23 protein-coding genes and 1 tRNA gene are annotated in these 22,659 nt (G+C 62.2%); 6 read left to right on the forward strand and 18 right to left on the reverse strand.

Annotated features, from left to right (window positions below; all coding sequences use genetic code 11):
* Window position 1 precedes the first annotated feature (1 nt).
* Window positions 2-1,534 (forward strand): DUF6297 family protein, encoded by a 1,533-nt coding sequence (locus HAV21_RS12805; RefSeq protein WP_166841974.1) that lies wholly within the window; start codon window positions 2-4, stop codon window positions 1,532-1,534.
* A 6-nt stretch (window positions 1,535-1,540) separates the two neighbouring features.
* On the opposite strand, the gene HAV21_RS12810 is transcribed toward HAV21_RS12805, so the two are convergent.
* The gene (locus HAV21_RS12810; RefSeq protein WP_166841975.1) at window positions 1,541-2,392 is read right to left on the reverse strand and encodes a PhzF family phenazine biosynthesis protein; all 852 of its coding nucleotides are present in this window, start codon (window positions 2,390-2,392) and stop codon (window positions 1,541-1,543) included.
* A gap of 72 nt (window positions 2,393-2,464) precedes the next feature.
* On the opposite strand from HAV21_RS12810, the gene HAV21_RS12815 reads away from it, so the two are divergent.
* Window positions 2,465-2,887 (forward strand): DUF1801 domain-containing protein, encoded by a 423-nt coding sequence (locus HAV21_RS12815; RefSeq protein WP_166841976.1) that lies wholly within the window; start codon window positions 2,465-2,467, stop codon window positions 2,885-2,887.
* Between the two features lie 76 nt (window positions 2,888-2,963).
* Here HAV21_RS12815 and rplI read toward each other — a convergent pair whose 3' ends face one another.
* From rplI to rpsF, 4 genes are all read right to left on the reverse strand, one after another.
* Entirely contained in the window at window positions 2,964-3,416 is a 453-nt protein-coding gene (gene rplI / locus HAV21_RS12820) for a 50S ribosomal protein L9 (protein ID WP_142937339.1), read from the reverse strand.
* Window positions 3,417-3,433: 17 nt separating this feature from the next.
* Window positions 3,434-3,673 carry a 30S ribosomal protein S18 gene (gene rpsR / locus HAV21_RS12825; RefSeq protein WP_003800144.1) on the reverse strand — a complete coding sequence of 80 codons (240 nt, stop codon included), beginning with the start codon at window positions 3,671-3,673 and terminating at the stop codon, window positions 3,434-3,436.
* 128 nt (window positions 3,674-3,801) lie between these two features.
* Window positions 3,802-4,383, reverse strand: coding sequence for a single-stranded DNA-binding protein (locus HAV21_RS12830; protein WP_011776754.1), 582 nt, complete (start codon window positions 4,381-4,383; stop codon window positions 3,802-3,804).
* Window positions 4,384-4,432: 49 nt separating this feature from the next.
* Window positions 4,433-4,738: a 30S ribosomal protein S6 gene (gene rpsF, locus HAV21_RS12835; protein ID WP_011776755.1), complete on the reverse strand. Its 306-nt coding sequence runs from the start codon at window positions 4,736-4,738 to the stop codon at window positions 4,433-4,435.
* Between the two features lie 232 nt (window positions 4,739-4,970).
* Here rpsF and HAV21_RS12840 point away from each other — a divergent pair, with 232 nt between their 5' ends.
* Window positions 4,971-5,309: a YnfA family protein gene (locus HAV21_RS12840; RefSeq protein ID WP_142937338.1), complete on the forward strand. Its 339-nt coding sequence runs from the start codon at window positions 4,971-4,973 to the stop codon at window positions 5,307-5,309.
* A gap of 91 nt (window positions 5,310-5,400) precedes the next feature.
* Here the strand turns inward: HAV21_RS12840 and HAV21_RS12845 are convergent.
* Window positions 5,401-5,483, reverse strand: a tRNA-Leu gene (locus HAV21_RS12845).
* Between the two features lie 130 nt (window positions 5,484-5,613).
* Between HAV21_RS12845 and HAV21_RS12850 the strand changes: the two genes are divergently transcribed.
* Both HAV21_RS12850 and HAV21_RS12855 read left to right on the forward strand, forming a co-directional pair.
* On the forward strand, window positions 5,614-5,784 hold the full coding sequence (locus HAV21_RS12850) for a hypothetical protein (protein ID WP_165450151.1): 171 nt from the start codon (window positions 5,614-5,616) through the stop codon (window positions 5,782-5,784).
* 26 nt (window positions 5,785-5,810) lie between these two features.
* The gene (locus HAV21_RS12855; protein WP_243753277.1) at window positions 5,811-6,470 is read left to right on the forward strand and encodes a DUF1345 domain-containing protein; all 660 of its coding nucleotides are present in this window, start codon (window positions 5,811-5,813) and stop codon (window positions 6,468-6,470) included.
* An 86-nt stretch (window positions 6,471-6,556) separates the two neighbouring features.
* On the opposite strand, the gene HAV21_RS12860 is transcribed toward HAV21_RS12855, so the two are convergent.
* The 8 genes from HAV21_RS12860 to HAV21_RS12895 all read right to left on the reverse strand — a co-directional run bounded on the left by HAV21_RS12860 (window position 6,557) and on the right by HAV21_RS12895 (window position 16,042).
* Complete coding sequence (locus tag HAV21_RS12860; protein ID WP_142937337.1) at window positions 6,557-7,963, reverse strand: amino acid permease; 1,407 nt, start codon at window positions 7,961-7,963, stop codon at window positions 6,557-6,559.
* Between the two features lie 222 nt (window positions 7,964-8,185).
* Window positions 8,186-9,493: a M18 family aminopeptidase gene (locus HAV21_RS12865; RefSeq protein WP_166841977.1), complete on the reverse strand. Its 1,308-nt coding sequence runs from the start codon at window positions 9,491-9,493 to the stop codon at window positions 8,186-8,188.
* 38 nt (window positions 9,494-9,531) lie between these two features.
* Entirely contained in the window at window positions 9,532-10,407 is an 876-nt protein-coding gene (locus tag HAV21_RS12870) for an intradiol ring-cleavage dioxygenase (RefSeq protein ID WP_166841978.1), read from the reverse strand.
* 180 nt (window positions 10,408-10,587) lie between these two features.
* The gene (locus HAV21_RS12875; protein WP_166841979.1) at window positions 10,588-11,280 is read right to left on the reverse strand and encodes a response regulator transcription factor; all 693 of its coding nucleotides are present in this window, start codon (window positions 11,278-11,280) and stop codon (window positions 10,588-10,590) included.
* The gene (locus HAV21_RS12880) at window positions 11,277-12,566 is read right to left on the reverse strand and encodes a histidine kinase (protein ID WP_142937333.1); all 1,290 of its coding nucleotides are present in this window, start codon (window positions 12,564-12,566) and stop codon (window positions 11,277-11,279) included. The genes HAV21_RS12875 and HAV21_RS12880 overlap by 4 nt, the downstream gene beginning before the upstream one ends.
* 26 nt (window positions 12,567-12,592) lie before the next feature.
* Complete coding sequence (locus HAV21_RS12885; protein WP_166841980.1) at window positions 12,593-13,444, reverse strand: ABC transporter permease; 852 nt, start codon at window positions 13,442-13,444, stop codon at window positions 12,593-12,595.
* A gap of 2 nt (window positions 13,445-13,446) precedes the next feature.
* Window positions 13,447-14,391, reverse strand: a complete 945-nt coding sequence (locus tag HAV21_RS12890) for an ATP-binding cassette domain-containing protein (RefSeq protein ID WP_142937331.1) — start codon at window positions 14,389-14,391, stop codon at window positions 13,447-13,449.
* 148 nt (window positions 14,392-14,539) lie between these two features.
* Window positions 14,540-16,042: a bifunctional phosphatase PAP2/diacylglycerol kinase family protein gene (locus HAV21_RS12895; protein WP_142937330.1), complete on the reverse strand. Its 1,503-nt coding sequence runs from the start codon at window positions 16,040-16,042 to the stop codon at window positions 14,540-14,542.
* Window positions 16,043-16,097: 55 nt separating this feature from the next.
* Between HAV21_RS12895 and HAV21_RS12900 the strand changes: the two genes are divergently transcribed.
* Window positions 16,098-16,802 (forward strand): phosphatase PAP2 family protein, encoded by a 705-nt coding sequence (locus HAV21_RS12900; protein WP_166841981.1) that lies wholly within the window; start codon window positions 16,098-16,100, stop codon window positions 16,800-16,802.
* Here the strand turns inward: HAV21_RS12900 and HAV21_RS12905 are convergent.
* The 4 genes from HAV21_RS12905 to HAV21_RS12920 form a co-directional block, all read right to left on the reverse strand.
* Complete coding sequence (locus tag HAV21_RS12905; protein WP_142937328.1) at window positions 16,747-17,934, reverse strand: MFS transporter; 1,188 nt, start codon at window positions 17,932-17,934, stop codon at window positions 16,747-16,749. The genes HAV21_RS12900 and HAV21_RS12905 overlap by 56 nt on opposite strands.
* On the reverse strand, window positions 17,931-18,698 hold the full coding sequence (locus HAV21_RS12910; protein WP_166841982.1) for a DeoR/GlpR family DNA-binding transcription regulator: 768 nt from the start codon (window positions 18,696-18,698) through the stop codon (window positions 17,931-17,933). The genes HAV21_RS12905 and HAV21_RS12910 overlap by 4 nt, the downstream gene beginning before the upstream one ends.
* A gap of 154 nt (window positions 18,699-18,852) precedes the next feature.
* Entirely contained in the window at window positions 18,853-20,535 is a 1,683-nt protein-coding gene (locus HAV21_RS12915) for an ATP-binding cassette domain-containing protein (RefSeq protein ID WP_166841983.1), read from the reverse strand.
* A 44-nt stretch (window positions 20,536-20,579) separates the two neighbouring features.
* The gene (locus tag HAV21_RS12920; RefSeq protein ID WP_166841984.1) at window positions 20,580-22,583 is read right to left on the reverse strand and encodes a penicillin-binding transpeptidase domain-containing protein; all 2,004 of its coding nucleotides are present in this window, start codon (window positions 22,581-22,583) and stop codon (window positions 20,580-20,582) included.
* Window positions 22,584-22,659: the final 76 nt, after the last annotated feature.

Raw genomic sequence — 22,659 nt, forward strand, 5'->3', positions numbered from 1 at the left:
CGTGCTTGCCCTTGAACGTTCCCCGCAATACCGGGAGCTGGCCTCGGACATTGTCCGCTTCACCCGCCAATCCGCCCGGCGCTACAAACGCAGCCGGATCTCGTGGGGAACCCGCTTCGTTGACGCCTACAGCTGGGGACTCGGCATAGGTGTTTCCCTGACCATTGCGGCCTCGTTCGTCCTGGCGCTGCGCAACGAAATCGCGGAGAGGACATCACCGCAGAACAGCATCATCCGGGCCCAATGGGTGGTGCTGCCGGAGTCCTTGCTGTGGACGTCCATCACACTCGCGGCCCTCCTGGTCATCAGCAACCTTGCCCGGAAGCTTGGACCGATATCAGTGAAGGGAGCGGAGAGCACTTGGTGGCTCACGCTCCCGGTCGACCGCCGGCCCATGGTTCTGCCACCCTTCATTCGCAGGGTGGCCCTTACCGCAGCCGGATCAGCCATCATCTACCTGCCCTTCAGCATGGTGACCGCTGTTGACCGTGCTCCTGGCGAACACGTTCTTGCCGCACTCACCTTCGGAGCTGCGGGTTCCATCGCGGTGACTCTAGCCGCCTTTCAGCAGCTTGCCCTACTGAGTCCGCGGCTTGGCAAGACAATTGCGACGGCGGGAGTTCTTGCGTGCTCTGTCCTTCCGGCGTTCTCATCCTCTCCGTGGCCCACAGCACTGGCGACCGTTGCCGCCGTCGGACTCCTTGCCGTGGTGGCGCCGCGCGCCGGCCAGGTGCGGGGAGACGACCTGGTACGCGGCGGTGCCGTTGCCGGGCACGCCGGTGCGTCGCTGTTCATGATGGACTCCAACGAGGTGCTCAGAGCGCTGGGCGGCAATCGTAAAAGGATCGACGGCGGCAGGGCAGCCCGCTTCTACGCCCGCCCCACGCGGGGCCCACTGAGGGCGCTGATCCGTGCTGACGCGGTGGCCTTCCTCAGGCTCAATCCCCCGGTGACGCCACCGGTCCTGTGGCTCACCGCCTGCATCGCCATACTGCTGGTGGAGGGTGGCCTACCCGAGTTCGCACAGTTGACGGTGATCGTGATCGCAGGGTGTGCCACGGCTTCCGGACTGGGCGGTGTGGCCCGCAAAACGGCATTGGTCCCTGAACTCGACGCAATGCTTCCGCTGCATCCGGCACTTGTGCGAACAAGCCGGACACTGATGCCGTGCGTCGCGATGTCCGTGTGGATGGCTGTGCTCTGCAGTCTGTTGGTGCTGCTCGGGGCTGCGAACCCTGCCTTGATAGGCGTTGGTGCCCTGGCCGGGGTCGGGATGGGTGCCGGGACACTCCGCGCAGCCACTAGGACCCCGCCCGACTGGACTGCCCCGCCGGCGGATACCCCCTTCGGGCCGGTACCGCGGGCCCAACTCGGCTCCCTGATGCGCGGGCTGGACGTGACCGTCCTGGCCGTGGTTCCGATGCTGCTGGCGCTGTACCTTGGCCACGTACCGACGTCCGTTGTTGCTGTCCAGGCGGCCTTCAGTGCCGGCATCTTCCTGCTGGTTGTCCTGACACGCCCCAAGCGCTCCTAGCAGCGCTTAGAGCAGCACCGTGCCGTCGATGCACGTGGCTGAGGCGCCGCCCACCCAGATTTCGCCATCCTCCGCCTTGACGTGAATACGGCCAGCCCTGCCCAGGACAGTACCTTGGGCGGCAACATACTCGTGGGGAGCCCGGCCGCTGCCGATCAGCCACTGGGCCGCACCGGCATTGAAACTTCCCGTGACCGGGTCCTCCACCATGGCGTCACCGGGAATGAACGTACGCACCTCGAAGTCGATGCCGGCCCCGGGCTTGTGGGGGCCAATGATCCCGACCTTCAGGTCACCCATGGCAGCGAGATCCGGCTCCACGGCCAGGACCTGCTCAGCCGAACCGAGGAGCACGCCGATCCACGTGGGTCCGTTGACCAGCCACGACGCATCCTGCAGGGCATCCTCGGGCAGCTGCAGGCCGGCAGCGAGCTGCGCCCGCGAATTCTCATCCACCGGACCGAAGCGGGTCAGCGGTGGCGCAGCGAACGCCAAGCGACCGGCGTCGTGCTTTACTCGCACCAAACCCGCGCCGCACTCCTGAACCACAACGCCGCCAGTCTTGGGCACTCCCCCGGCCTGCAGCCACGTGTGCGCCGAGCCCAGCGTGGGGTGACCAGCGAAAGGGAACTCCTCGCTGCCCGTGAAGATCCGCACCTTGTAGTCCGCTTCGGGGTGGGTGGGAGGGAACAGGAACGTCGTCTCGGAGAGGTTGGTCCAGTTGGCGAAGTGTTGCATCACTTCAGTGCTGAGGCCTAGGGCATCCACCACCACCGCGAGCGGATTGCCGAGGTACGGGACCTCAGAGAAGACGTCTACTTGGTGGAACGGGCGAATACGCAGGGCTTCTGAAGTCACCGCTGAAGGCTATCACCGGGGTGCTGACCCGATGTGCTGACGCACCCGTGGCGCGTCTGCCACACTACCCCTATGGCAGAGAACAAGACCCAACCCACGGACGTCTCCGTGGAAGAATTCCTAGCCGCGGTGGAACACCCCAAGCGGCGCGAGGACGGCTTTGAATTGCTGGAAATGATGCGCGACATCACCGGCCAGGAAGCCGTCATGTGGGGCCCGTCAATCGTCGGCTTCGGTAGCTATCACTACAAGTACGAGAGCGGCCGCGAGGGTGACTCAGCCGCCGTCGGGTTCTCTCCGCGCAAGACCAACCTGGCGCTGTACGGACTCACTTACGGTCCCGATGCAGACCGTTTGCTACCCGAACTCGGCAAGCACAAGACCGGGGCCGCCTGCCTCTACGTCAACAAGCTCGATGACGTGGACCGGGACGTTCTGGCTCAGATGATCCGAACCGGCTACAAGCACGTCATGGAGGAGCTCCACACACCGTAATCCCCCGCCAGTTGGGGGAAGCAAAAGGCCCCCACCACCGGAATCCGGTAGCGGGGGCCTTCCTTGCAGTCAGAGACTACTTGCTAGCAACGACCTCGAGGTCGATGACAGCAGAAACATCCTCGTGCAGGCGAACGTTGGCCGTGTACGAACCGACAGACTTGATGTGGTTCGGCAGTTCAACGTTGCGCTTGTCGATGGCGCCGAGGCCAGCGGCCTCAACAGCAGCAGCGACATCAGCAGGCTTGACGGTGCCGAAGAGACGACCGGACTCGCCGGCCTTCACCTCGAGCTTGACCTTCTTGGAGGACAGAGCCTGAGCCTGTGCCTGTGCAGCTTCAACAGAAGCGTGCGCACGAGCGGCGCGGGCAGCCTTGATGGTCTCAACCTGCTTCTCGCCACCCTTGGTCCAGGTCAGAGCGAAGCCGCGGGGGAGCAGGAAGTTACGTGCGTAACCGTCCTTGACCTCCACAACGTCGCCAGCAGCACCGAGGCCGGTTACTTCGTGGGTCAGAATGAGCTTTGCCATGTTAGTTAATCCCTTCCTTAGCCGCGGCCAGCGCCGGAGTAAGGCAGCAGAGCAACTTCGCGGGCGTTCTTGATTGCCTGGGCGATCTTGCGCTGTTCCTGAACGGTAACGCCAGTGACGCGACGAGCGCGGATCTTTCCGCGGTCGGAGATGAACTTGCGCAGCAGTGCTACGTCCTTGTAGTCGATGACAGTGATGTCAGCGGCCTTCAAGGGGTTGGACTTTGGTTTGGGCTTACGGAGTTCAGCCTTAGCCATCGTGGAGCTCCTTTTCTATGGAGCCCGTGGATATTGATCCACGGGATGGTGGTGTTCGACGGCGGTTGTCACCATGGTGCCTTCCGGCACTTACGGTGAGTGTCCGGCGTCGGACGTTTATTTGGTGTTTAGAAGGGAGGTTCGGAATCCGGGCCATTGCCCCAGCCGCCAGCATTGCTGACACCGGGCGTCGCCCAAGGATCATCCTGCTGTTGTGCGGGCTGGTTGCCGCCCCAGGTTCCACCGGAGTTGCCGCCGCCCTGGTTTCCACCAGGAGCGCCTCCTCCGAAGCCACCGGAATTACCGGCGTTACCGCCACCGAAGCCACCCTGGCCACCGCCGGAGCGCTGGGTACGGTTGACCTTGGCGTTTGCGTAACGCAGGCTCGGGCCGATTTCATCGACCTCAAGCTCGATTACGGTGCGCTTCTCGCCTTCTTTTGTCTCGTAAGAACGGCTCTTCAAACGGCCGGAAACGATGACGCGCATGCCTTTGGTAAGGGACTCGGCCACGTTCTCGGCTGCTTCGCGCCATACCGATGCGCGGAGGAACAGGGTTTCCCCGTCCTTCCACTCATTGGACTGGCGGTCAAAGGTCCGGGGAGTAGAAGCGATGGTGAAGTTCGCTACTGCTGAGCCAGACGGGGTGAACCGCAGCTCGGGGTCATTGGTGAGATTACCGATGACCGTAATAGTGGTTTCGCCTGCCATCTACTGCCTCCTTGTTCGTTCCTGCGGGTTAAAGATTGGAAGGGGCTGATTACTCAGCAACGACCTTCTGGTCTTCAGGGCGGATGATCTTGGTGCGCATGATCGTCTCGTTGAGAGACAGCTGGCGATCAAGTTCCTTGGCGGTAGCCGGCGCTGCGGTGAAGTTCACCACGGCGTAGATACCTTCGGACTTCTTCTTGATGTCGTACGCCAGACGGCGACGGCCCCAGATGTCAACCTTTTCGATGGTTCCACCATCGGTGGTGATGACATTGAGGAACTTCTGAAGCGACGACTCTACGGTACGCTCTTCGACCTCGGGGTCGATGATTACCATCAATTCGTAAGGACGCATATGTGAACCCACCTCCTTTGGGCTAAGCGGTTACGGTATTTCCGTAACAGGAGGTTCATTTGCGATGCTGCGTTGGCGCTCCCTGGCCTAAAACACGGCAAGAGGGCGTAACACAGACTTCAATATCTTAGTGCATCTCCTGCACTCAAAGCTATTCGGCGGAATCTCCGGCCGAAACCGGCCAAGTTGCGTATGTGGATAACCCGGTGGGGCAGCAAGGAATACTGGAACTATGACCATTCTGAAGTCCACCATTCTCTTCGTTTTGGCAGCCGTCGCAGAGATCGGCGGAGCTTGGCTCATCTGGCAGTCCGTGCGCGAAGGCAAAGCGTGGTGGTGGGCAGGGCTTGGCGTCGTGGCGCTGGGAATCTACGGTTTCTTCGCGGCCTTCCAACCCGAGGCTCACTTCGGCCGGGTCCTGGCGGCCTATGGCGGCGTGTTCATTGCCGGTTCCTTGGCGTGGGGAATGCTGATGGACGGCTTCCGGCCGGATCGCTGGGACGTGATCGGCGCCGCCATCTGCATGGTGGGTGTAGGCGTCATCATGTTCGCACCCCGGCCGGGCGGCTGAGGCCGGACATCCAAGGCCGGGCGTCCGAGGCCGGACCTAGCGCCCAGGAACGACAAAACCCCCGGAAGATCACCTTCCGGGGGTTTCTTTGTGCGCGGAGGGGGACTTGAACCCCCACCCCCTTTCGAGGACTAGCACCTCAAGCTAGCGCGTCTGCCATTCCGCCACCCGCGCAAGGTGATCAGGAGAAACAGTGTTTCGTTTTTCTCCTTGACAGCGTCAAAGACATTAGCACGAAGAAAGGAAATTCGTGGATTCCTACCGGCTTGGCCTGCCGTGACAGCCTGCCACTAGGGTTGGGGCCATGGATGCCACACCACTGAATGCCCTGGTTCTGACGGTCGTCTTCTCCGCGATCGCCCTCTACTTCTTGTACTTCGTGATCCGCTCCGGCGTAAGGGACGGCATCCTGCAGGCCGACAAAAAGCGCAATGAGCAAGATGCCAGCGACCCGTCACGCCAAACGGACTTTTGAGCTCTTCCGCTGGTTAGGGTGAGCACATGCACAACGTCAGGGTGAAGCGGAGCCGGCTGCGCTTTGTCGTCATGGTTCTGGCCGGCGCCTCGGCCTTTGCCGTTGCCGGCGCCCTGGGCAACTGGGTGGAAGCTCCGGCAATTGGCTGGGCCGTGGCCGCCCTGGTCTATGTGGCGTGGGTGTGGTTGGTGATTGCACGGCTGGATCCGGAAGAGACCGAGCAGCACGCGACCTCCGAGGACCCATCTCGCGGCCTCACGGACGTGCTGATTCTGATCGCCAACCTGGCCAGCCTTGCAGCCGTCGCCGCTGTCATCGTCGATTCGCACACGCAAGGAACCGGCACGCGTCTTTCCTCTGCGGCACTCGCCCTGGCATGCGTGGGATTGTCCTGGATGCTGGTCCAAACCCTCTTCACGCTGCGCTACGCCGAGTTGTATTACAGCCAGGATGGACGGGCCGGAGGTGAAGTGGGCGGCATCAGCTTCAACCAAGAGCGCCCTCCGCAGTACACGGACTTTGCCTACCTGGCCACCAGCCTGGGCATGACGTATCAGGTGTCGGACACTAATCTCGGCAATCACACGATCCGCGCCGAGGCACTCAAACATAGCCTGCTGTCCTACATGTTCGGCACTGTCATTCTGGCCGTCACCATCAACCTGGTCATCGGCTTGGCCCAGTAGCCGCATACCGGTGCCCTTAAAACGAAACAGGACAGCCGCCGTCGGGTATTGACGGCGGCTGTCCCGCTACGAAAAAACCAACCCTGTCAGGAACCGATCTTGGCGTCCTCAGCTTCCCCGGCGGGCACCGGGTTGGAAGGTGTGGCACCCTTCCGGCGGTAGCGAAGCACGCCGATGCCCACCACGATCGCGGCCAACGCCAGCGAAAGGAACAACGATTCGCGGGTGGATTCGATGATGACCATACCGATGATCAGCGCCACGATGGCTGCAATGGCAATCCACGTAAGGTACGGGAAGAACCACATCTTGAGATCGAGATCCTTGGCGGCTGCACCCATTCGTTTACGCAGGATGAGCTGCGAAGTTGCGATCACCAACCACACGAAGAGCGCAATTGCACCAGAGGTGTTCACCAGGAACAGGAACACGGAGTCCGGCGCGATGTAGTTGGCACCAACGGTGAGGAATCCCACCACGGTGGAAGCGAGCACTGCAGCAGCCGGAACGCCACGCTTGGAGATCTTCATCCAGGACCGGGGAGCATCGCCACGCTGCGAGAGGGAGAAGAGCATTCGGCTGGCCGTGTACAGCCCAGAGTTCAGGCAGGAGAGAACCGAGGTGAGGACAACGATGTCCATGATGGTGCCTGCACCCGGAATTCCGTAAAGCTCGATGACGGCTACGTATGGGCTCTTGGCCACGGAAGCATCGTTCCACGGCAGCAAGGTCACCACGATGGCAATGGAGCCGATGTAGAAGATCAGGATGCGCCACACGGTGGACTTCACTGCCTTCTTGACGGCGTCCACCGGGTTTTCGGACTCACCGGCGGCGATGGTGGCGATTTCGGCGCCGAAGAACGAGAAGACCACTACGAGGATGCCGGCCAGTACTGCGCCCGGACCGTTCGGCATGAAGCCACCCTGATCCAGGAGGTTGGCGACACCGGGGGCGGAAACACCCGGCATGAGACCGAGGATTGCAACGATGCCAGCGAGCAGGAAGATGACAATTGCCGCAACCTTGATAGACGCGAACCAGAATTCGAACTCGCCGTAGGACTTCACGGATCCCAGGTTCGTCAGCGTGAGGAGCACCATCAGAATGAGTGCCCAGATCCACTGATCCACTCCGGGAACCCAGCGATGCATGATGGCCGCACCGGCCGTGGCTTCAATGCCAAGGACGATGATCCAGAACCAGGCGTACAGCCAGCCGATGCTGAAGCCGGCCCAACGGCCGAGTGCTTTGTCCGCATAGGTGGAGAACGAGCCCGTCTCAGGGTTGGCCGCAGCCATCTCACCCAGCATGCGCATGACGAGGATGACCACCAGTCCGGCAGCAAGGTAGGCAACAAGAATACCCGGACCGGCCTGCTGGATTGCGGCTCCGGAACCAACGAACAGTCCGGCTCCGATGACGCCGGCAATAGCGATCATGGAGAGGTGTCGGGGCTTCAGGGACTTGGAAAGCTGTTGGTCAGCGTGCATGGTTCTGCGCCGTCCTTTGGGTTTGGGGTTGGCCACAGTGGTGTGCCACGGGCCACATGACTACATCACGCTAACCTGCTACACCGCGCTGAATACTGTGCAACCAAACATTTTGAAGACGCCCAAACAGGAACCGTGCACAAAATGTAAACCTCAAAGCATCCAAAGTTTCCTATAGGAAACATTTGTAATACCCCTGAAATGAGTGCTTGACGCTTCAGCCTAGACCGAAGTGGCGAAAAAGAGCTCCACCACAGTGGCCAGGCTCCTGGGATCCTCCACCCCGCACAGTTCCCGCGCGGAGTGCATGGACAGCAGCGGGATGCCCACGTCCACCGTCCGGATCCCGAGGCGGGTAGCAGTGAGAGGCCCGATGGTGGAACCGCACGGGAGATCGTTGTTGGAGACGTACTCCTGGTACGGAACGCCGGACTCGGCGCAAAGCCTGGCCCAAAAAGCAGCTCCCGCAGCGTCCGTGGCGTAGCGCTGGTTGGCATTGATTTTCAGTAGTGGACCACCATTGAGCACTGGCCTGTTGGCGGGATCGTGCTTTTCCGCGTAGTTCGGGTGGACGGCGTGGCCGGCGTCCGCAGAAACACAGAACGACGCCGCTATGGCCTGCCGCCTTTCACTCACCGAAGCGCCAAGGCCGTCGGAGATGCGCACCAGGATGTCCTCGAGGATGGGTCCGCAGGCGCCGGATCGGGAATTGGAACCGATCTCCTCGTGATCGAACGCTGCGAGGACGGCGATCGGGCCTGACGCAGGCGCTGCTGAGGCGTGGGCTATCAGCGCCAGTAGTCCCGCGTGCGTGGAGGAAAGGTTATCCAGCCGGCCGGAGGCGAAGAACTCACCCTTGGCCCCGAAAACCGCAGGTGCCTGCGTGTCCGCCACAACGACGTCGTAACCGCCGATGTCCGCGGCATCAACAGTGGCGCCTTCCACACGATCGGCGAGCAATCCCAGAAGGTCCTCGCTGGCAGCATCGCCCTGACCGAAGATAGGGTTCATGTGTTGCTGCTTGGACAGGTGGAGCCCATTGTCATTGACGCCGCGGTCCAAGTGAATGGCAAGCTGCGGGAAGCGAAGAAGCGGACCTGTCGCCGTCAGGTGCTCAGTACCGTCACGCAGTACCAATCGGCCGGCCAACTGCAATTCCCGGTCCAGCCAGGAATTGAGCAACGGTCCACCGTAGACCTCGACGCCAGCCTGCAGCCACCCGAATTTGCCGGTGGTGGGCTTCGGTTTCAGCTTGAACGACGGCGAATCCGTGTGTGCACCAAGGATATTGAAACCAGTGGTTGGTCCGGCGCTTTCGGGTGTGACCCAAGCGATGAGTGCACCGTCGCGGATTACGTAGAACTTACCCGCTGCACCATTCCACGGCTGCAGTTCATCCAATCCGGTGAAGCCGGCAGCATCCAGTCGGCGTGCGGCTTCGTGCACCGCGTGGAAACTGGACGGGGATGCCGACACGTACGCACCGAGGTCCTTGATGTGGTCAATTGCGGCGGAGGCATTCGAAGGCATGCCACCGAGTCTAGCCCCCGCTCCTCGTGCTTACCGGGCTATACAGTGACGTTCAGCGCGGCTGTGTATCCGCCCGAGACCGAGCCGGACATAGTCGCCAGTTGGTATACTCCTCCATCGTCCCCAAAGACGTTGTCCGAGGTCAAAGTGGTATTCGGGAAGTTCCGGGCACTGGCTTCATAGCCGGAGGTCGCATAAACCTCCTTGCAGGCAGACTCGGTAAGCGCGATTTGGGAGACCGCGAGGACCTGCCCGGCCGCCGTCGCGTTGCTCATGGATTCAAATACCTCAAAGTGAATATGAGGCCAGCGACCGCTGTACGCACCCGGGTAGATGGTGCTGAAAGTAAGTTGCCCATTGGCGTCGGCTTCCTGAACGCCGCGGAGGTAGTTCTCGTTCTCAAGGCCTGAGTCGTAGAGCGAGTATTTGCCACCCTGATCGCAATGCCAGGCGTAGACGGCGGCTCCGGCCAAGGGGGCGCAACCGTTGGAATTGTCCAAAAGCGTCAGTGTAACTGTCAAGGGTACGCCTTCGGCTTTGGTGGTGGATCCGCCAAAACTGGACCTGATGTCGCGACGAACCACCCCGGAGGCCTCCAGCGCGTTGGGGCCGTTGGAACCGTCGCCCGGATAGGGCCCCAACGTCTCCTCCGGGATCTCCACTCCACATTCAGCGAAGGCACGGGTCACCGTGCTCGTGGCCGATGCGGAAGGCGACGCGGCCGCCGTCGTGCTTGCCGTTGCGGTGGCAGTGCTCGACGGCGATGCGCTGCCACCGCCCGCACTTGGCGTGCAGGCCGCCAGGGCTGCTGCCGCGCCTGCGCCGAAGAGCATCCCCAGGCCGCGTCGCCGGCTCAGGAGTGTGGAGAGGTCGAACTCGAGGCCGCGGTCGTGGTCGGGGTGAGGAGTAGTCATGCATCCATGAAACGCGCCGCGCCTAGGGGTTGTATATGGGAAAGCTGTGCCGCGACTGTGCACCCGATCGTCGAGTTGCTTCCTGACCCCCTTTGAGGCACAAGTAAGTCAACAGCAACCCAGACAGGTTGTCATTTCGACTTTTTCTCATTAAAGGAGGTCAGGAAGCCACAGACAAGACTAGTAGTCCGGGTTGCTGGGCACCACGAGTCCGGTTTCATAGGCATACACCACAACCTGCACCCTGTCCCGCAACTGGAGCTTGCTCAGGATCCGGCGGACGTGGGTCTTCACCGTGGCCTCGGAGAGGAAGAATTTATGGGCGATCTCAGCGTTGGAGAGGCCCTCCGCAATGGTGGTGAGTATTTCGGTTTCACGCGGTGTGAGCTCATCCAGGAGCGGGTCCCGGTGCGGGCTCGGAGAATGTCCGGGCACCGCGCCGCCGCGAACATAGGTTTCCAGCAGGCGTTGCGTGACTCGCGGCGCCACCACCGCATCGCCACTGGCTACCAGGCGCACAGCGTGAACCAGCTCAGATGGCGCAACGTCCTTAAGTAGGAACGCGGAAGCACCGGCCTGCAAGCCGCTGAAAGCGTACTCATCAAGGTCGAAAGTGGTCAGGATGATGACCCGCGCATCGGAGCCTGAATCCGAGATCCGTCGTGTTGCTTCGATGCCGTCCATGCCTGGCATACGCACGTCCATCAGGACCACGTCCGGCTGCAGGGCCTCTACCTGGCGTACGGCCTCAATCCCATCCGACGCCTCGCCCACAACGTGGAAGTCCTCTTCGCCCTCAAGAATGAGCCGGAAGCCCATCCGCAGCAGTGGCTGATCGTCCACCAGCAGCACGTTGATGATGTCTTCGGTCATGATTCCCCCTTTTCGCCGTTCCAGCGGAGCTCGGCGTGGACCGCCCAGCCTCCCCTTTTTCCCGGACCGGCAGTAACGATTCCAGCATAGATTCCGGCGCGTTCATTCATTCCGGCAATGCCTTGTCCTGTCCCCAGGCTGCCCACGGACTCGCTGCCACCTTCGCGGGTTCCCCGGCCGTCGTCGAGCACGTCAATGGTGACCAAATCGCCGTCGCGAGCCACCTGGACATCAACCCGGCTGAGCGAGCGCCCATACCTCAAAACGTTGGTCAGCGACTCCTGCACAATCCTGTAGACCGTCAGTTCGAAAGCTGGGTCAGCCGGGAGGCCAGGTCCCGTATGGGCATAGTGCAGCGGCAGTCCGGCAGTTCGGAAACCGTCCAAGAGCTTCGCCAGGTTCTGCCCGGATTCAAGGGGTGTCAGCGGTGCTGGCCGCCCGGAATCGTCGCGCAGGACACCGAGCACCCGGCGCATATCTGCCAAGGCGGCCCTTCCCGTGCGCGACAGTTCGCCGAGGACGTCGCCGGCCCGCTGCGGATCCTTCTTGACCACCACGGCGGCACCGTCCGAGAGACTGATCATTACCGTCAGCGAGTGCGCAACGACGTCGTGCATTTCGCGGGCGATCCTGTTCCGTTCGGTGACCTTGCCCAGCTGCGTTGTCCGCGCAGCCCAGGCCGCGATCTCCGCCTCATGCTCCCTGCGCTGGCGTACCGAGATGCCGATGCCCGTGGCGAGGAGGTTGGAGAGCATGATGGTCACGGCGGTGGCGATGTTGTTGATGAGGTGGAAGTTCTCCGGGACGTCCTGCAAATTGTCCATCTGGCTGGGGCTGGTCCACATGAACAAGTACAAAAGGCTCAACGGGAGGCTGGCCGCGGCGAACACCACCAGGGTCAGCGCACGCCTCCGGAGCGCCGCCACCGCGTACAGTGCGAACCACAGGCCAGCGGAAACGTTCGAGCCCCATGGGTTCAGGATGGTGGCCGCTATTTCAAGAAGCGCGACTGCCAGAACCACCTGCAGCGGGAACCGTCGCCTGAAGAACAACGCCGAGGCGATCAACAGCAGAATTACCACCACGAGCCATTTACCGTCGACGGCCGACGGAATGATGGTGGGCAGCGCCAGGAGAACGTAGCAGAGGATCACCACGGCATCCATGGCGCGGGGACGCTTGAAGAAGTAGCGCCGGATACGGCCCCTGCGTCGCTGGGCAATTTCAGCGAAGGACGCATCGGCCGTGGTGGCCGATACGTCCTTCATCTGTGGAGCTTCAGTCATGAATCGAGCCTAGACGGCACTCCGTCCTAGACGTCCCGCTTCTTGAGCAAAATCATGGCCAGCGCAACCGGGACAATAACCCAAGCTCCCAGGACCAAGCCTGCCTGCCAGGCTTCCAGCGTTTCCGGAACATGCTCGACGGCGGTCAACGGACTAATGGTGCTGGTGGGCAGGTACTTGTTGGCTTCCTTGAAGAAATCACCGGGGATGAGCTGGAAAGCGATGGGTGCCACAAACAGCAGTCCAACCAAGCTCATGATGCCGCCGGCAGAGTTCCGCACGATCGTTCCAAGGGCCATGCCGATGGCTGCTACTGCTGCCACGTAGATGCTGTTGACCACCAGGAGCTTGACCGACTGTGAGCTGCCCAGATCCAGCTTGAGGTCGTAGTTATCCACGATAGGGAGCGACGCCAGCCCGGCGATGTAGATGGACACGGCGGTCAGGAGGAAGGAGCTGACCATCACCACAATCAGCTTTGCCAGGAAGGGCGAAAGCCTTTTGGGAACGGCGGCAAAGGTGGAGCGTGCCATTCCGGTGGTGAACTCGGAGCTCATGAGCAGGACGCCCAAGGACCCGAGGATGAGCTGGGCAAACGAGATTCCCGAGGTGGGTATGCTCACCGCGAGGTCCCCACCCTGCGCTGCCATGGCGGCAGCGGCCTCAGGGTCCTTGGCCACCTGCTCTGCAAACTGTCCTGTTCCCCATGCTGAGAGGGCGGCGAAACCCACCATCACCAAGGCAGTGGAAGCCAGGAGGATCAGCGTGGACATCAGCGTGCGGAACTTAATGAACTCGGAGTTGAGTACGCGGTGGAATGCCGGTCCGGGACCGACGGAGTTGCGGATGGACTTGCGGTCCACAGTGGTGGTGCTCATGTCTATTTCCCTCCGGCCTGGGCGGGAACCGAGGCCCCGGTGGTGATGTGCGAGTGGTATTCGACCTCGTCCTTGGTCAGTTCCATGTAAGCCTCTTCCAGGCTTGCCTGGAGCGGTGTCAGCTCGTAGACCATCACTTGGTTGTCCAAAGCCGTACGGGCGATGCCGCGGGGATCAAGCCCTGAAACTTCCAGCAGTTCGCGTTCGTGGACCTCCACGGATACGCCGGTGCCGGCCAGGAGCTGCATGAGGCGTTCAGGCTGGTCCGTGCGGACGCGGGTCCGTGCATGGCCCTTGCCGGTGATAATTTCGGCGATGGGTGCGTCGGCGATGATCCTGCCGCGGCCGATCACGATCAGGTGGTCTGCAGTCAGCGCCATTTCGCTCATGAGGTGGCTGGACAAGAACACCGTGCGGCCTTCGGAAGCCAGGTACTTGACGAGGTTGCGAACCCACACCACGCCTTCAGGATCAAGACCGTTCACCGGCTCATCGAGGATGATGGTCTGCGGGTCACCCAGCAGCGCTGCGGCGATGCCAAGGCGCTGACCCATTCCGAGTGAGAATCCCTTGACCTTCTTCTTGGCGACGTCTCCCAGTCCGGTCATCTCGATGACTTCCCGGACACGGCTCTTGGGGATGCTGTGCGTTGCTGCCATAGCAAGCAGGTGGTTGTATGCGGTGCGGCTCGTGTGAACAGCCTTGGCGTCCAACAGGGCACCGATCTCCCGCAGCGGCGCCTTGTGTTGCGCGAAGGGCTCACCGTTGACGGTTACAGAGCCCGATGTAGGAGCGTCCAGCCCCATGATCATGCGCATGGTGGTTGACTTGCCGGCACCGTTCGGACCCAGGAAGCCCGTCACCCGTCCGGCCTGGACAGTGAAACTGACGCCGCCCACGGCGGTCTTCTCGCCGTAGACCTTGGTCAGGCCTTTTGCTTCGATCATGGAAGCGTTCCCTCCTCGGAGCACATGTGCGTGCAAGTGAGTTTCGAATGTAGCTACAACGCTACTCACGGAAGGAACACAAATCGCCTGTCTCAGGGATGATTCAGGGTTCAGTCAGGGTAGTCCTCGCGGATGATGCCCCCGCGCGTTAGGCCTCCGGCAGCGGCGAGTAGACGGTAAGCTCGCCCGGCTTCACCGTGAAGGTGGCTTTGCGGACGCCAGGCTTCGGCTCCCCGTCAACCGCCAGAACCAAGGGTTGCCCAATCGCTTCCACGGTAACGGTAGTGGCCTCGGTCAGGTGGGTGACCTTGGAGGCGGCAACCGTACCCGTCACGACTGCCCAGAGCAGCCTTGCACGGGCAAACGGCTCGTCCGCAGTGATCATGCGCAGATCGAAAACACCGTCATCCAGTACCGGCCTGCGTAGTGGTGCATGGTCGCTGGGGTAGAACCTGCCCCTGCCCATGTAGAGAATCCAGAGCTTGTGCTTCACCCCATCAACCAGGAGTGTGGTGGGGGAGTTCACTCCGAAGGTGCGGAGCGATGCCACCACGCCGGCCAACGGCTTACCCATAGCGGGCTGCAATCTCTCCCGGCGACGCACCAGATTCGGATAGACGCCAAAGCTGGCAGTATTCAGCATGGCCAACTCGGTGGTCTCGGGCGCCTCGGGAAGGCCCCGCTGGACCACCACATGGCCCAAATCGACGGAAGCCGCCTGCCCTCGGGTCACGGCGTCGATTGCATCGTCTATGGAGCTGGTACCGAGGTCGCGGGCGAAGTGGTTGAGGGTTCCCCCTGGCAGGACCAGGAGCGGCAGTGAATGTTCGACGGCGGCAGCCGCCGCAGTGCCCACCGTTCCGTCGCCGCCCCAAACGCCCAAGGCGACGATGCCTGGGCGAGTTGCGACCGCCTCGATTTCAGCCGCTACGTCTTCACCCTCGGAAATTTCACGTATATGCGCCTTAGGGAATATGCCCCGCAAAAGTTCCGCGGTTTCAGGGGTGTAGGACCCACCCAGGGCATTGACCGCTATACCCAGCCCGTCGCCATCAGATATTGCCGGCGCCTTCGCAGGCGTTCGGCGAGGTGTCGGTTCAGCAGGTCTGGCAGGCCACCACTTACGGGTCAGGACGGCTGCTCCGGCGCCCAGTGCGGAACCGAACACCACATCGGAGGGCCAGTGGGCGCCCGTGTGCACGCGTGAGTAGGCCACTCCCGCAGCAATCGGAGCAAAGGCCAGACCCAGGCCGGGGGAGACAATCCCAGCGCCCACAGCAAATGCCACGGCGGACGCGGAATGACCCGAGGGCATGGAGGAACTGGTGGGTTGCGGGTTCACGAAGCGGAACAGCGGCAGGTGCGTCGGGAGGGGGCGGGCCCGAGGGAGCAGCCGCTTGAAGATGAGGTTGGTGACCGCTGACGCGACACCTAGCGCGAGTACCCCGTGAAGGGCCGCCCTGCGCGGTTTACCGGGAAAGGCGGCCATGACTCCGGCTATTCCGAACCACAACTTCCCTTTGGTGGCCGCAGCGGAGAGTCTCCGGAAAAAGACATCGTGATCGCCCTGGGGTTGCCGGGACACTGCCCGCACCAGGAAATGGTCAAACCTCGCAACCCGTTTGGGGCCTTTGCCCAAGAAGCCTCGCATGCCTTCACACTAACGCCTGCCGGTGCCACCCATCTGCCATGGCTACCATGAATGGATGATTCGTGTACTCCATCCACGTCCGCGCCCCGGCTGGCAGCTGGTCACCCCCGGAGTACTCCTGCTGTGCGCCTTTGCAGTTCCCGGGGTGTTGATCATGGCAGGGCCAGGCGAGCCGGCCTTCAACCGGGCGGATACCGGCTGGCAATCCTACGCCTTCAGCCTGCACTCCCCGTTCTGGGATCAGGTGAACGCAGTCCTCAATTGGGCAGGGTATGCCGGGATGCTTTTCTTCCACGCGGTGCTGGCTGCGTCGCTCCTGATATGGCGCCGACCCAAAGCAGCCATCTTCGCAGCTGCAAGCGGCCTTTCCGTACTGGCGCTGACGCAGCTGGCGAAAGCCGTGGTGGGCAGGGACCGGCCAGAGGGGGCCAGGGTTCTCACCGATACAGGTTCATACCCCTCAGGGCATGTATCTGCAACCACGGCGTTCCTCCTGGTGACCACGTTGCTGATCGGACGCTGGTGGATGGCAGTGATCGCCGCCCTTGGCGTGATCGCCATGATGATGAGTCGCACTTACCTCTCGGCCCACTGGCTCAGTGATGTCCTGGGCGGGGCGTGCCTTGCCGCCGGCACTGTGCTCCTCATGTGGTGGTACTTCCGAGACACATGCATTAAGGAGAATGAGCTGGCAGACGGGCGCACTATTTGGTCGGCAAAGGCTTCGCAACGCCGGCAAGAAGCAGAGCAAGCAAAATAGGCGCACCGATGGCAAGCAAAGCCATATGGATTCCGGTGTGGTCGCCGAGGTAGCCCAGCAGTGGCGGACCAGCCAGGAAGGCTACGTAGCCTATGGTGGAAACCACGGATACCCGGGCGGCTGCATGCTTGGGGTCGTCCGCTGCGGCCGACATCCCCATGGGGAAGGCCAAGGCCGCTCCAACGCCCCACAGTGCCGCACCAACGCCGGCCAGGACCACATTGCCTGCGAAGACAAACAGTGCGAGCCCTGCGGCGGCTGCTGCCATGCTGGCCCGGAGGACGTTCACTCGTCCAAACTTGTCGATCGCCTTGCCGCCGAAGAACCGCATGACGGTCATAGCCAGGACAAAGAGCGCAAAGAGCAACGCACCGGTGGACTCCGAGGCTCCGAGGCCGTCCACCGCAGCCTTCGCGATCCAGTCATTGCCCGCACCTTCGGTGAGCGTGGCACCGAGGACCACCACACCGATGAGCAGCGTCCTGCCATCCCGCCAAGCTGTGGGACCCTTCTCAGCCACCGCGCCGCCGTCGTGAATTTCTTCCACCTCGTGCGGCAGGAAGTACTTGGGAACTGTCAGCGCCAAGGCGATGGCGATCGCCGCGATAACCAACAAGTGCTCCGGCAAGCCCACACCCAGTTGGGAGAGTCCGGCACCGATCAGGGCGCCCAGGAACGCCCCACCACTGAAGGCAGCGTGGAATTGGGGCATGATGGTGCGCTTGAGCCGGTGCTCGACGTCAGCGCCTTCGATGTTCTGAGCCACGTCCCATAGCCCGATGCCAATGCCGAAGAAGAACAGGGCTACCGCCGTACCCGGAACGGAAGCGGTCATCAGTGAGAAGGCAATGGCTGCACCTGCGGCGCCAGCCACGATGCCGGCCACCCGGACCGTGTTGGCTGTACCGATCCTGCCCACTACCCATCCGGCCGATGGCAGCGCCAGTAGAGAACCCACAGCGGTGCAGAGCAATAGCGTGCCCATCTGGCCGGACGTCAGGCTGAGCGCCTCCGTCACAGCAGGGATGCGCGCAGCCCAGCTGGCGAAGACCAATCCGTTCATGCCGAAGATCAGGAACGTCGCCACGGCCGCGGCGTTGACGTTGGTGGTGCTTCTGGTGTTGGTGGTCATGCAATCACAACTTCCACGGAGAGTTTGTTGAGCCGGGCAAGATCGTCGGGGGATGGTTCTTGGTCTGTCACGATGACGTCCACAGCCTCCATGGCTGCCACGAGAGCTACTGCGCTGGCATTCCACTTGCTGCCTGCGGATGCCGCGATGACCCGCGCCGCGGATTCCAGTCCGGCACGTTTCACCGCGGCATCATCAAGATCGTGGGCCAGCAGGCCGTCCTTGAGGTTAAGTGCGCAGGGAGTTACGACGGCGGTGTCGAACCTCAGTGAGCGAATGTTGGCTTCGGTCATGGGTCCCCGGAACGACTGTTCCCCCGGGATGAGACGGCCGCCGGGAAGAATGAGCTCCGGCGCGCGGCCGTCCTTGGTGTGAGTGAGGGCCTCGACGCCATACAGTGACATGGGCATTACCGTGATTTCACGGTTACCCAGGCGTCGCGCGATTTCCGTTGCCGTGGATCCGCTGTCCAGCCACACGTATTCGCGGTCCCTGATCAGCTGGTCCACCACCTTTGCAATACGGACCTTGGCTTCGTGGTGTTCCAATTCGCGTTGCCCGTAACCTGGGTTGTCTCCGCGCGCCAACAGGCTGCGTGCACCGCCGTGGACGCGCTTCAGGACTCCGTTGGCGGCGAGGATTTCCAGGTCGCGGCGGACGGTGGCGCCGGAAGCTCCTGTTGCTTGGACGAGCTCTTCCACTGTTGCTTGCTCGCGGGTGCGCAACAGCTCGCCAATGAGCCGGTGGCGGTCAGCAGTTCCCATCCTTCAACCGTAGCAACATTTGCTCAAATAATCACATAGCATGATCATTTGAGCACTGTCGCTCTCTCACATCCCATGGCTCAAAGCGAAACGCTCTCGCAGCAGGTGCAAGAGCGTTCGCCGAAAGGGGCGGTTATGTGAGAGACCGTTGGAACTAGCGGGCGCGCTCCACCCGCTTCTCATCCCACACGGGTTCCTCCGACTCGTAGACCTTGCCGTCGGAACCGAAGATCATGAAACGGTCAAAGGACTTTGCGAACCAGCGGTCGTGCGTGACAGCAAGGACGGTGCCTTCGAAAGAGTCGATGGCACGCTCCAATGCCTCGCCCGAGTGAAGGTCCAGGTTGTCGGTTGGCTCGTCCAGCAACAAGAGGGTAGCGCCGGACAGCTGCAGCAGCAGGATCTGGAAACGTGCCTGTTGGCCACCGGACAACGACTCGTACTTCTGCTCGGACTGGCCGGCCAGGCCATAGGAATCAAGGGCACCGGCGGCGGCCTCACGGGCGAGTCCGGAACGATGCTCGTCGCCACGGTGCAGGATCTCGAGCAGCGTCCGTCCCAACAGATCAGGCCGGACATGCGTCTGTGCGAAGAACCCTGGCCGGATGCGCGCACCCAGCTTCACGGTGCCTTGATGCGGCACTTCAGCAATCACTACCTCGGACACCGGCAGGTGCTCACGCTCGGGATCGGTGCCGCCGGTGGCCAGGAGGCGCAGGAAGTGGCTCTTGCCCGAACCGTTGGAACCAAGAACACCAACGCGGTCGCCGAACCAGATCTCTGTGGAGAACGGCTTCATAAGACCGGTCAGTTCCAGCTTCTCGGCCACGACGGCACGCTTGGCTGTTCGCCCACCCTTGAGGCGCATCTTGACGTTCTGCTCGATCGGCAAGGCCTCGGGTGGGCCGGCTTCCAGGAACTTGGCCAGACGGGTTTGCGCTGCTTGGTACCGGTTAGCCATATCGGAACGGAAAGCGGCCTTGTTCTTGTACATGTTGACGAGTTCTTTGAGCTTTATATGCTCCTCATCCCAGCGCTTACGGAGTTCCTCGAAACGGGCGTTTCGGTCCGCCCGCGCCTCAACGTAGGAGCCGAAACCACCACCATGGATCCACGCGCTGGCACCATTAATGCCTGGCTCCAGCGTCACGATGCGACCCGCAGCATTGTTCAGCAGCTCGCGGTCGTGGCTGATGAAAAGCACGGTCTTCTTGGACTCGTTGAGCTTGCCCTCAAGCCAACGCTTGCCAGGGACGTCAAGGTAGTTGTCCGGTTCGTCGAGGAGCAGGAGTTCGTCAGGGCCGGCAAACAGCGCTTCCAAGACCAGGCGCTTCTGCTCGCCACCGGACAGGGTGGAGGCGCGACGGAACTGCGCTTTGTCGAACGAAATCCCCAAGGCTGCCATGCAGACCTCGTCCCAGACGGTCTCGACGTCGTACCCGCCGGCGTCTCCCCAGTCCACGATCGCCTGCGCATACTTCATCTGCGTGGGCTCGTCGTCGTGCTCCATCATGGCCAGCTCGGCGTCCTCCACAGCCTTGGCAGCGGCTGCGAGGCTGGCCTGCGCCGTGGAAACGAGGAGATCCCGGACAGTGGATTCGTCCCGAACCTGGCCCACGAACTGCCGCATGATGCCCATGTTGCCGGAGCGGCCAACAACACCCTCGTCCGGCGTGAGGTCACCGGAGATGATCTTGAACAGGGTGGTCTTGCCCGTTCCGTTGGGCCCGATGAGCGCCGTTTTGGTGCCATCGGGGACCTTGAAGGTCACCCCGTTGAGCAGCTGGGTGCCGTCGGAGAGGAAGTAGTCGATGCCGGAAACGTCAATATGGGCCACGTTTCAATCCTCCCATGGCGGCGGATTGGCACTGGACGGCGGTGTCAGCCGGCTGCGGTGAGAAACGACTTCAGCAGGGGTCCGCTGGTAGTGGCACCCAAGCCGCCTTCTTCCACGAACACGGCAACCGCCAGATCCCCATGCGTCGCCACGATCCACGCATGGGTCTTTGGTGGGTTGTCATTGCCGAATTCCGCGGTGCCTGTTTTGGCCCCCACCGGCGTACCGGGAACTTCGGCGAGGAAGCCAGCGTGGCCTGAGGTCACTACAGCCCGCATCATGTCGGACAGTGCAGCGGCTTCTTCCTTGGTGATCGGCTTGGTGGACGCCGGCGACACAGGAACGGCGCTCACTGAAGCGGACGCGGACGACGGCGACGCGGCGCCACCTTCGGTGGGAGTGGCACCGGAGCTGGGGTTCTGGGTGGCGGCCGGGGACTGGGCGGCGTCAGCGTTCAGCACGAGTTGCGGAGAAACAGGTGCGCCGTTGGCGACGGAAGCTGCCATGACCGCGGCCGAGAGCGGGGAAAAGAGCACCTTGCCTTGGCCAATCATGGAAGCTGCGTGCTCGGTACCTTCGGCAGCCCCGGGAACCGAACCCAAGAACGCATCAGCCCCCAGCTTGGGAGCTTCAACCGCCACGCCCAAGGCCTGTGCTGCGGATTCGAGCTGGTCCTGGCTGATGGAATCCCTGGCGTTGATGAAGGCCGTATTGCAGGAGTGCGCAAAAGCGTCGCGGAGGGGCACCGAGCCGAGGGAGCTTTCCGGATACCCTTCGGCGTTCTTGAACGTGCGGCCGTCCACGGTCAGCGTTGAGGGGCATTCAACCTTGGAATCCGGGGTGGCGCCGTTGCGGAACATGGCCAGGGAATCAACAATCTTGAAGGTGGAACCCGGCGCATATTGGCCAAGCATGGCCGTGTTGTAGCCGTTGCTGCCTGGTCCGGACGCTGCGGCTAGTACAGCGCCGGTGGATGGCTTAAGGGCAACAATGGCCGACGCGGGCCCAACACCGGCCAACGTTTCCTCCGCCAGCTGCTGGAGTTTCAGGTCCAGCGTGGTTTTCAGCGTGGTGCCCGGGGACGGGAGGGACGAGAAGAACACTTTGGTGCCCGGGGTCTCACCTTCGGACTTAACCTCGGGAGTTGCCAGGACTTCCACGCCATCTTTACCTCGCAGCAATGAGTCGTACTTCTGCTGCAGACCGCCGGTACCTGTGGTGTCCCCGGCACGCAGCGCACCATTGGAGTTTTCAATTTGTTCAGCACTGGCTTGGCCAACACTGCCCAGCAATGCCCGGGCAAAGGTGCGGGTTGGCGCCAAGGCCATGGAGTCAAGGATGCTTGAACCGCCGGGGATGGCCTCAATTTTCGCTTCAGTGATATCCGCCGTGTACGCGCGGAGAACGAGGCCTTCAACGAATGCCTGCGGACCTGACGCAGCAACCTGCTTGGCGTACTCTTCTGCGTCCAACCCGAGGAGTGCAGCCATGGCACGCGCGGAAGCGTCGGCTTGCTCCGCCGGAACCTTTGTTTTGTCGATGCCCACGCGGAAGACGGGACGGTCCTCAACAATGGGGGCATCTCCAGCACCCAGGATCTGGCCACGCTGGGCGGGAACAGTCTTGACGGACAAGGTTTCACCCTCGGAAAGTTCCGGGGCGAGGAGTGCAGGTGCCCATTGGACAGCCCACTTGTCACCGGCCTTCTTCAGTGTGGCTTCGGAGCTGTACTCCCACTTTGCCGAGCCGATGTTCCAGCTGTACTTGAGGGGGAACGTTGCGGTGTCGCCGTCGAGCTTAACGTCGCCTGACTCTACTGCCGGTTTGGCGTCGAGTCCCTCGAACACGGCTTTGAGTTGTTCGTTGGCCGCGGCGGCGTCCTTGCCCTCCACGGTGAGCGAACCGACGTCGAGCGCTGACAGAGAGGAAGCGAGCTGCTTCGCTGCCCCTTCCGCACCGGCGCGGCCGTCATCACAGGCGGTTAGCGAGCCGGCCATCACGAGCGTTACGAGACCAAGAACAAGACGATGTTTTTTCAGTTTCCCCATTTGCGACATTATGCCCCGTTCCCCTGACACTTTCTTGTTGTGCCCGTTAGACGGACGGCCGTCGCCAGCTGCCCCG

The organism is Paenarthrobacter sp. MSM-2-10-13 (assembly GCF_011605365.1).
In the GTDB taxonomy this organism is placed as follows: domain Bacteria; phylum Actinomycetota; class Actinomycetes; order Actinomycetales; family Micrococcaceae; genus Arthrobacter.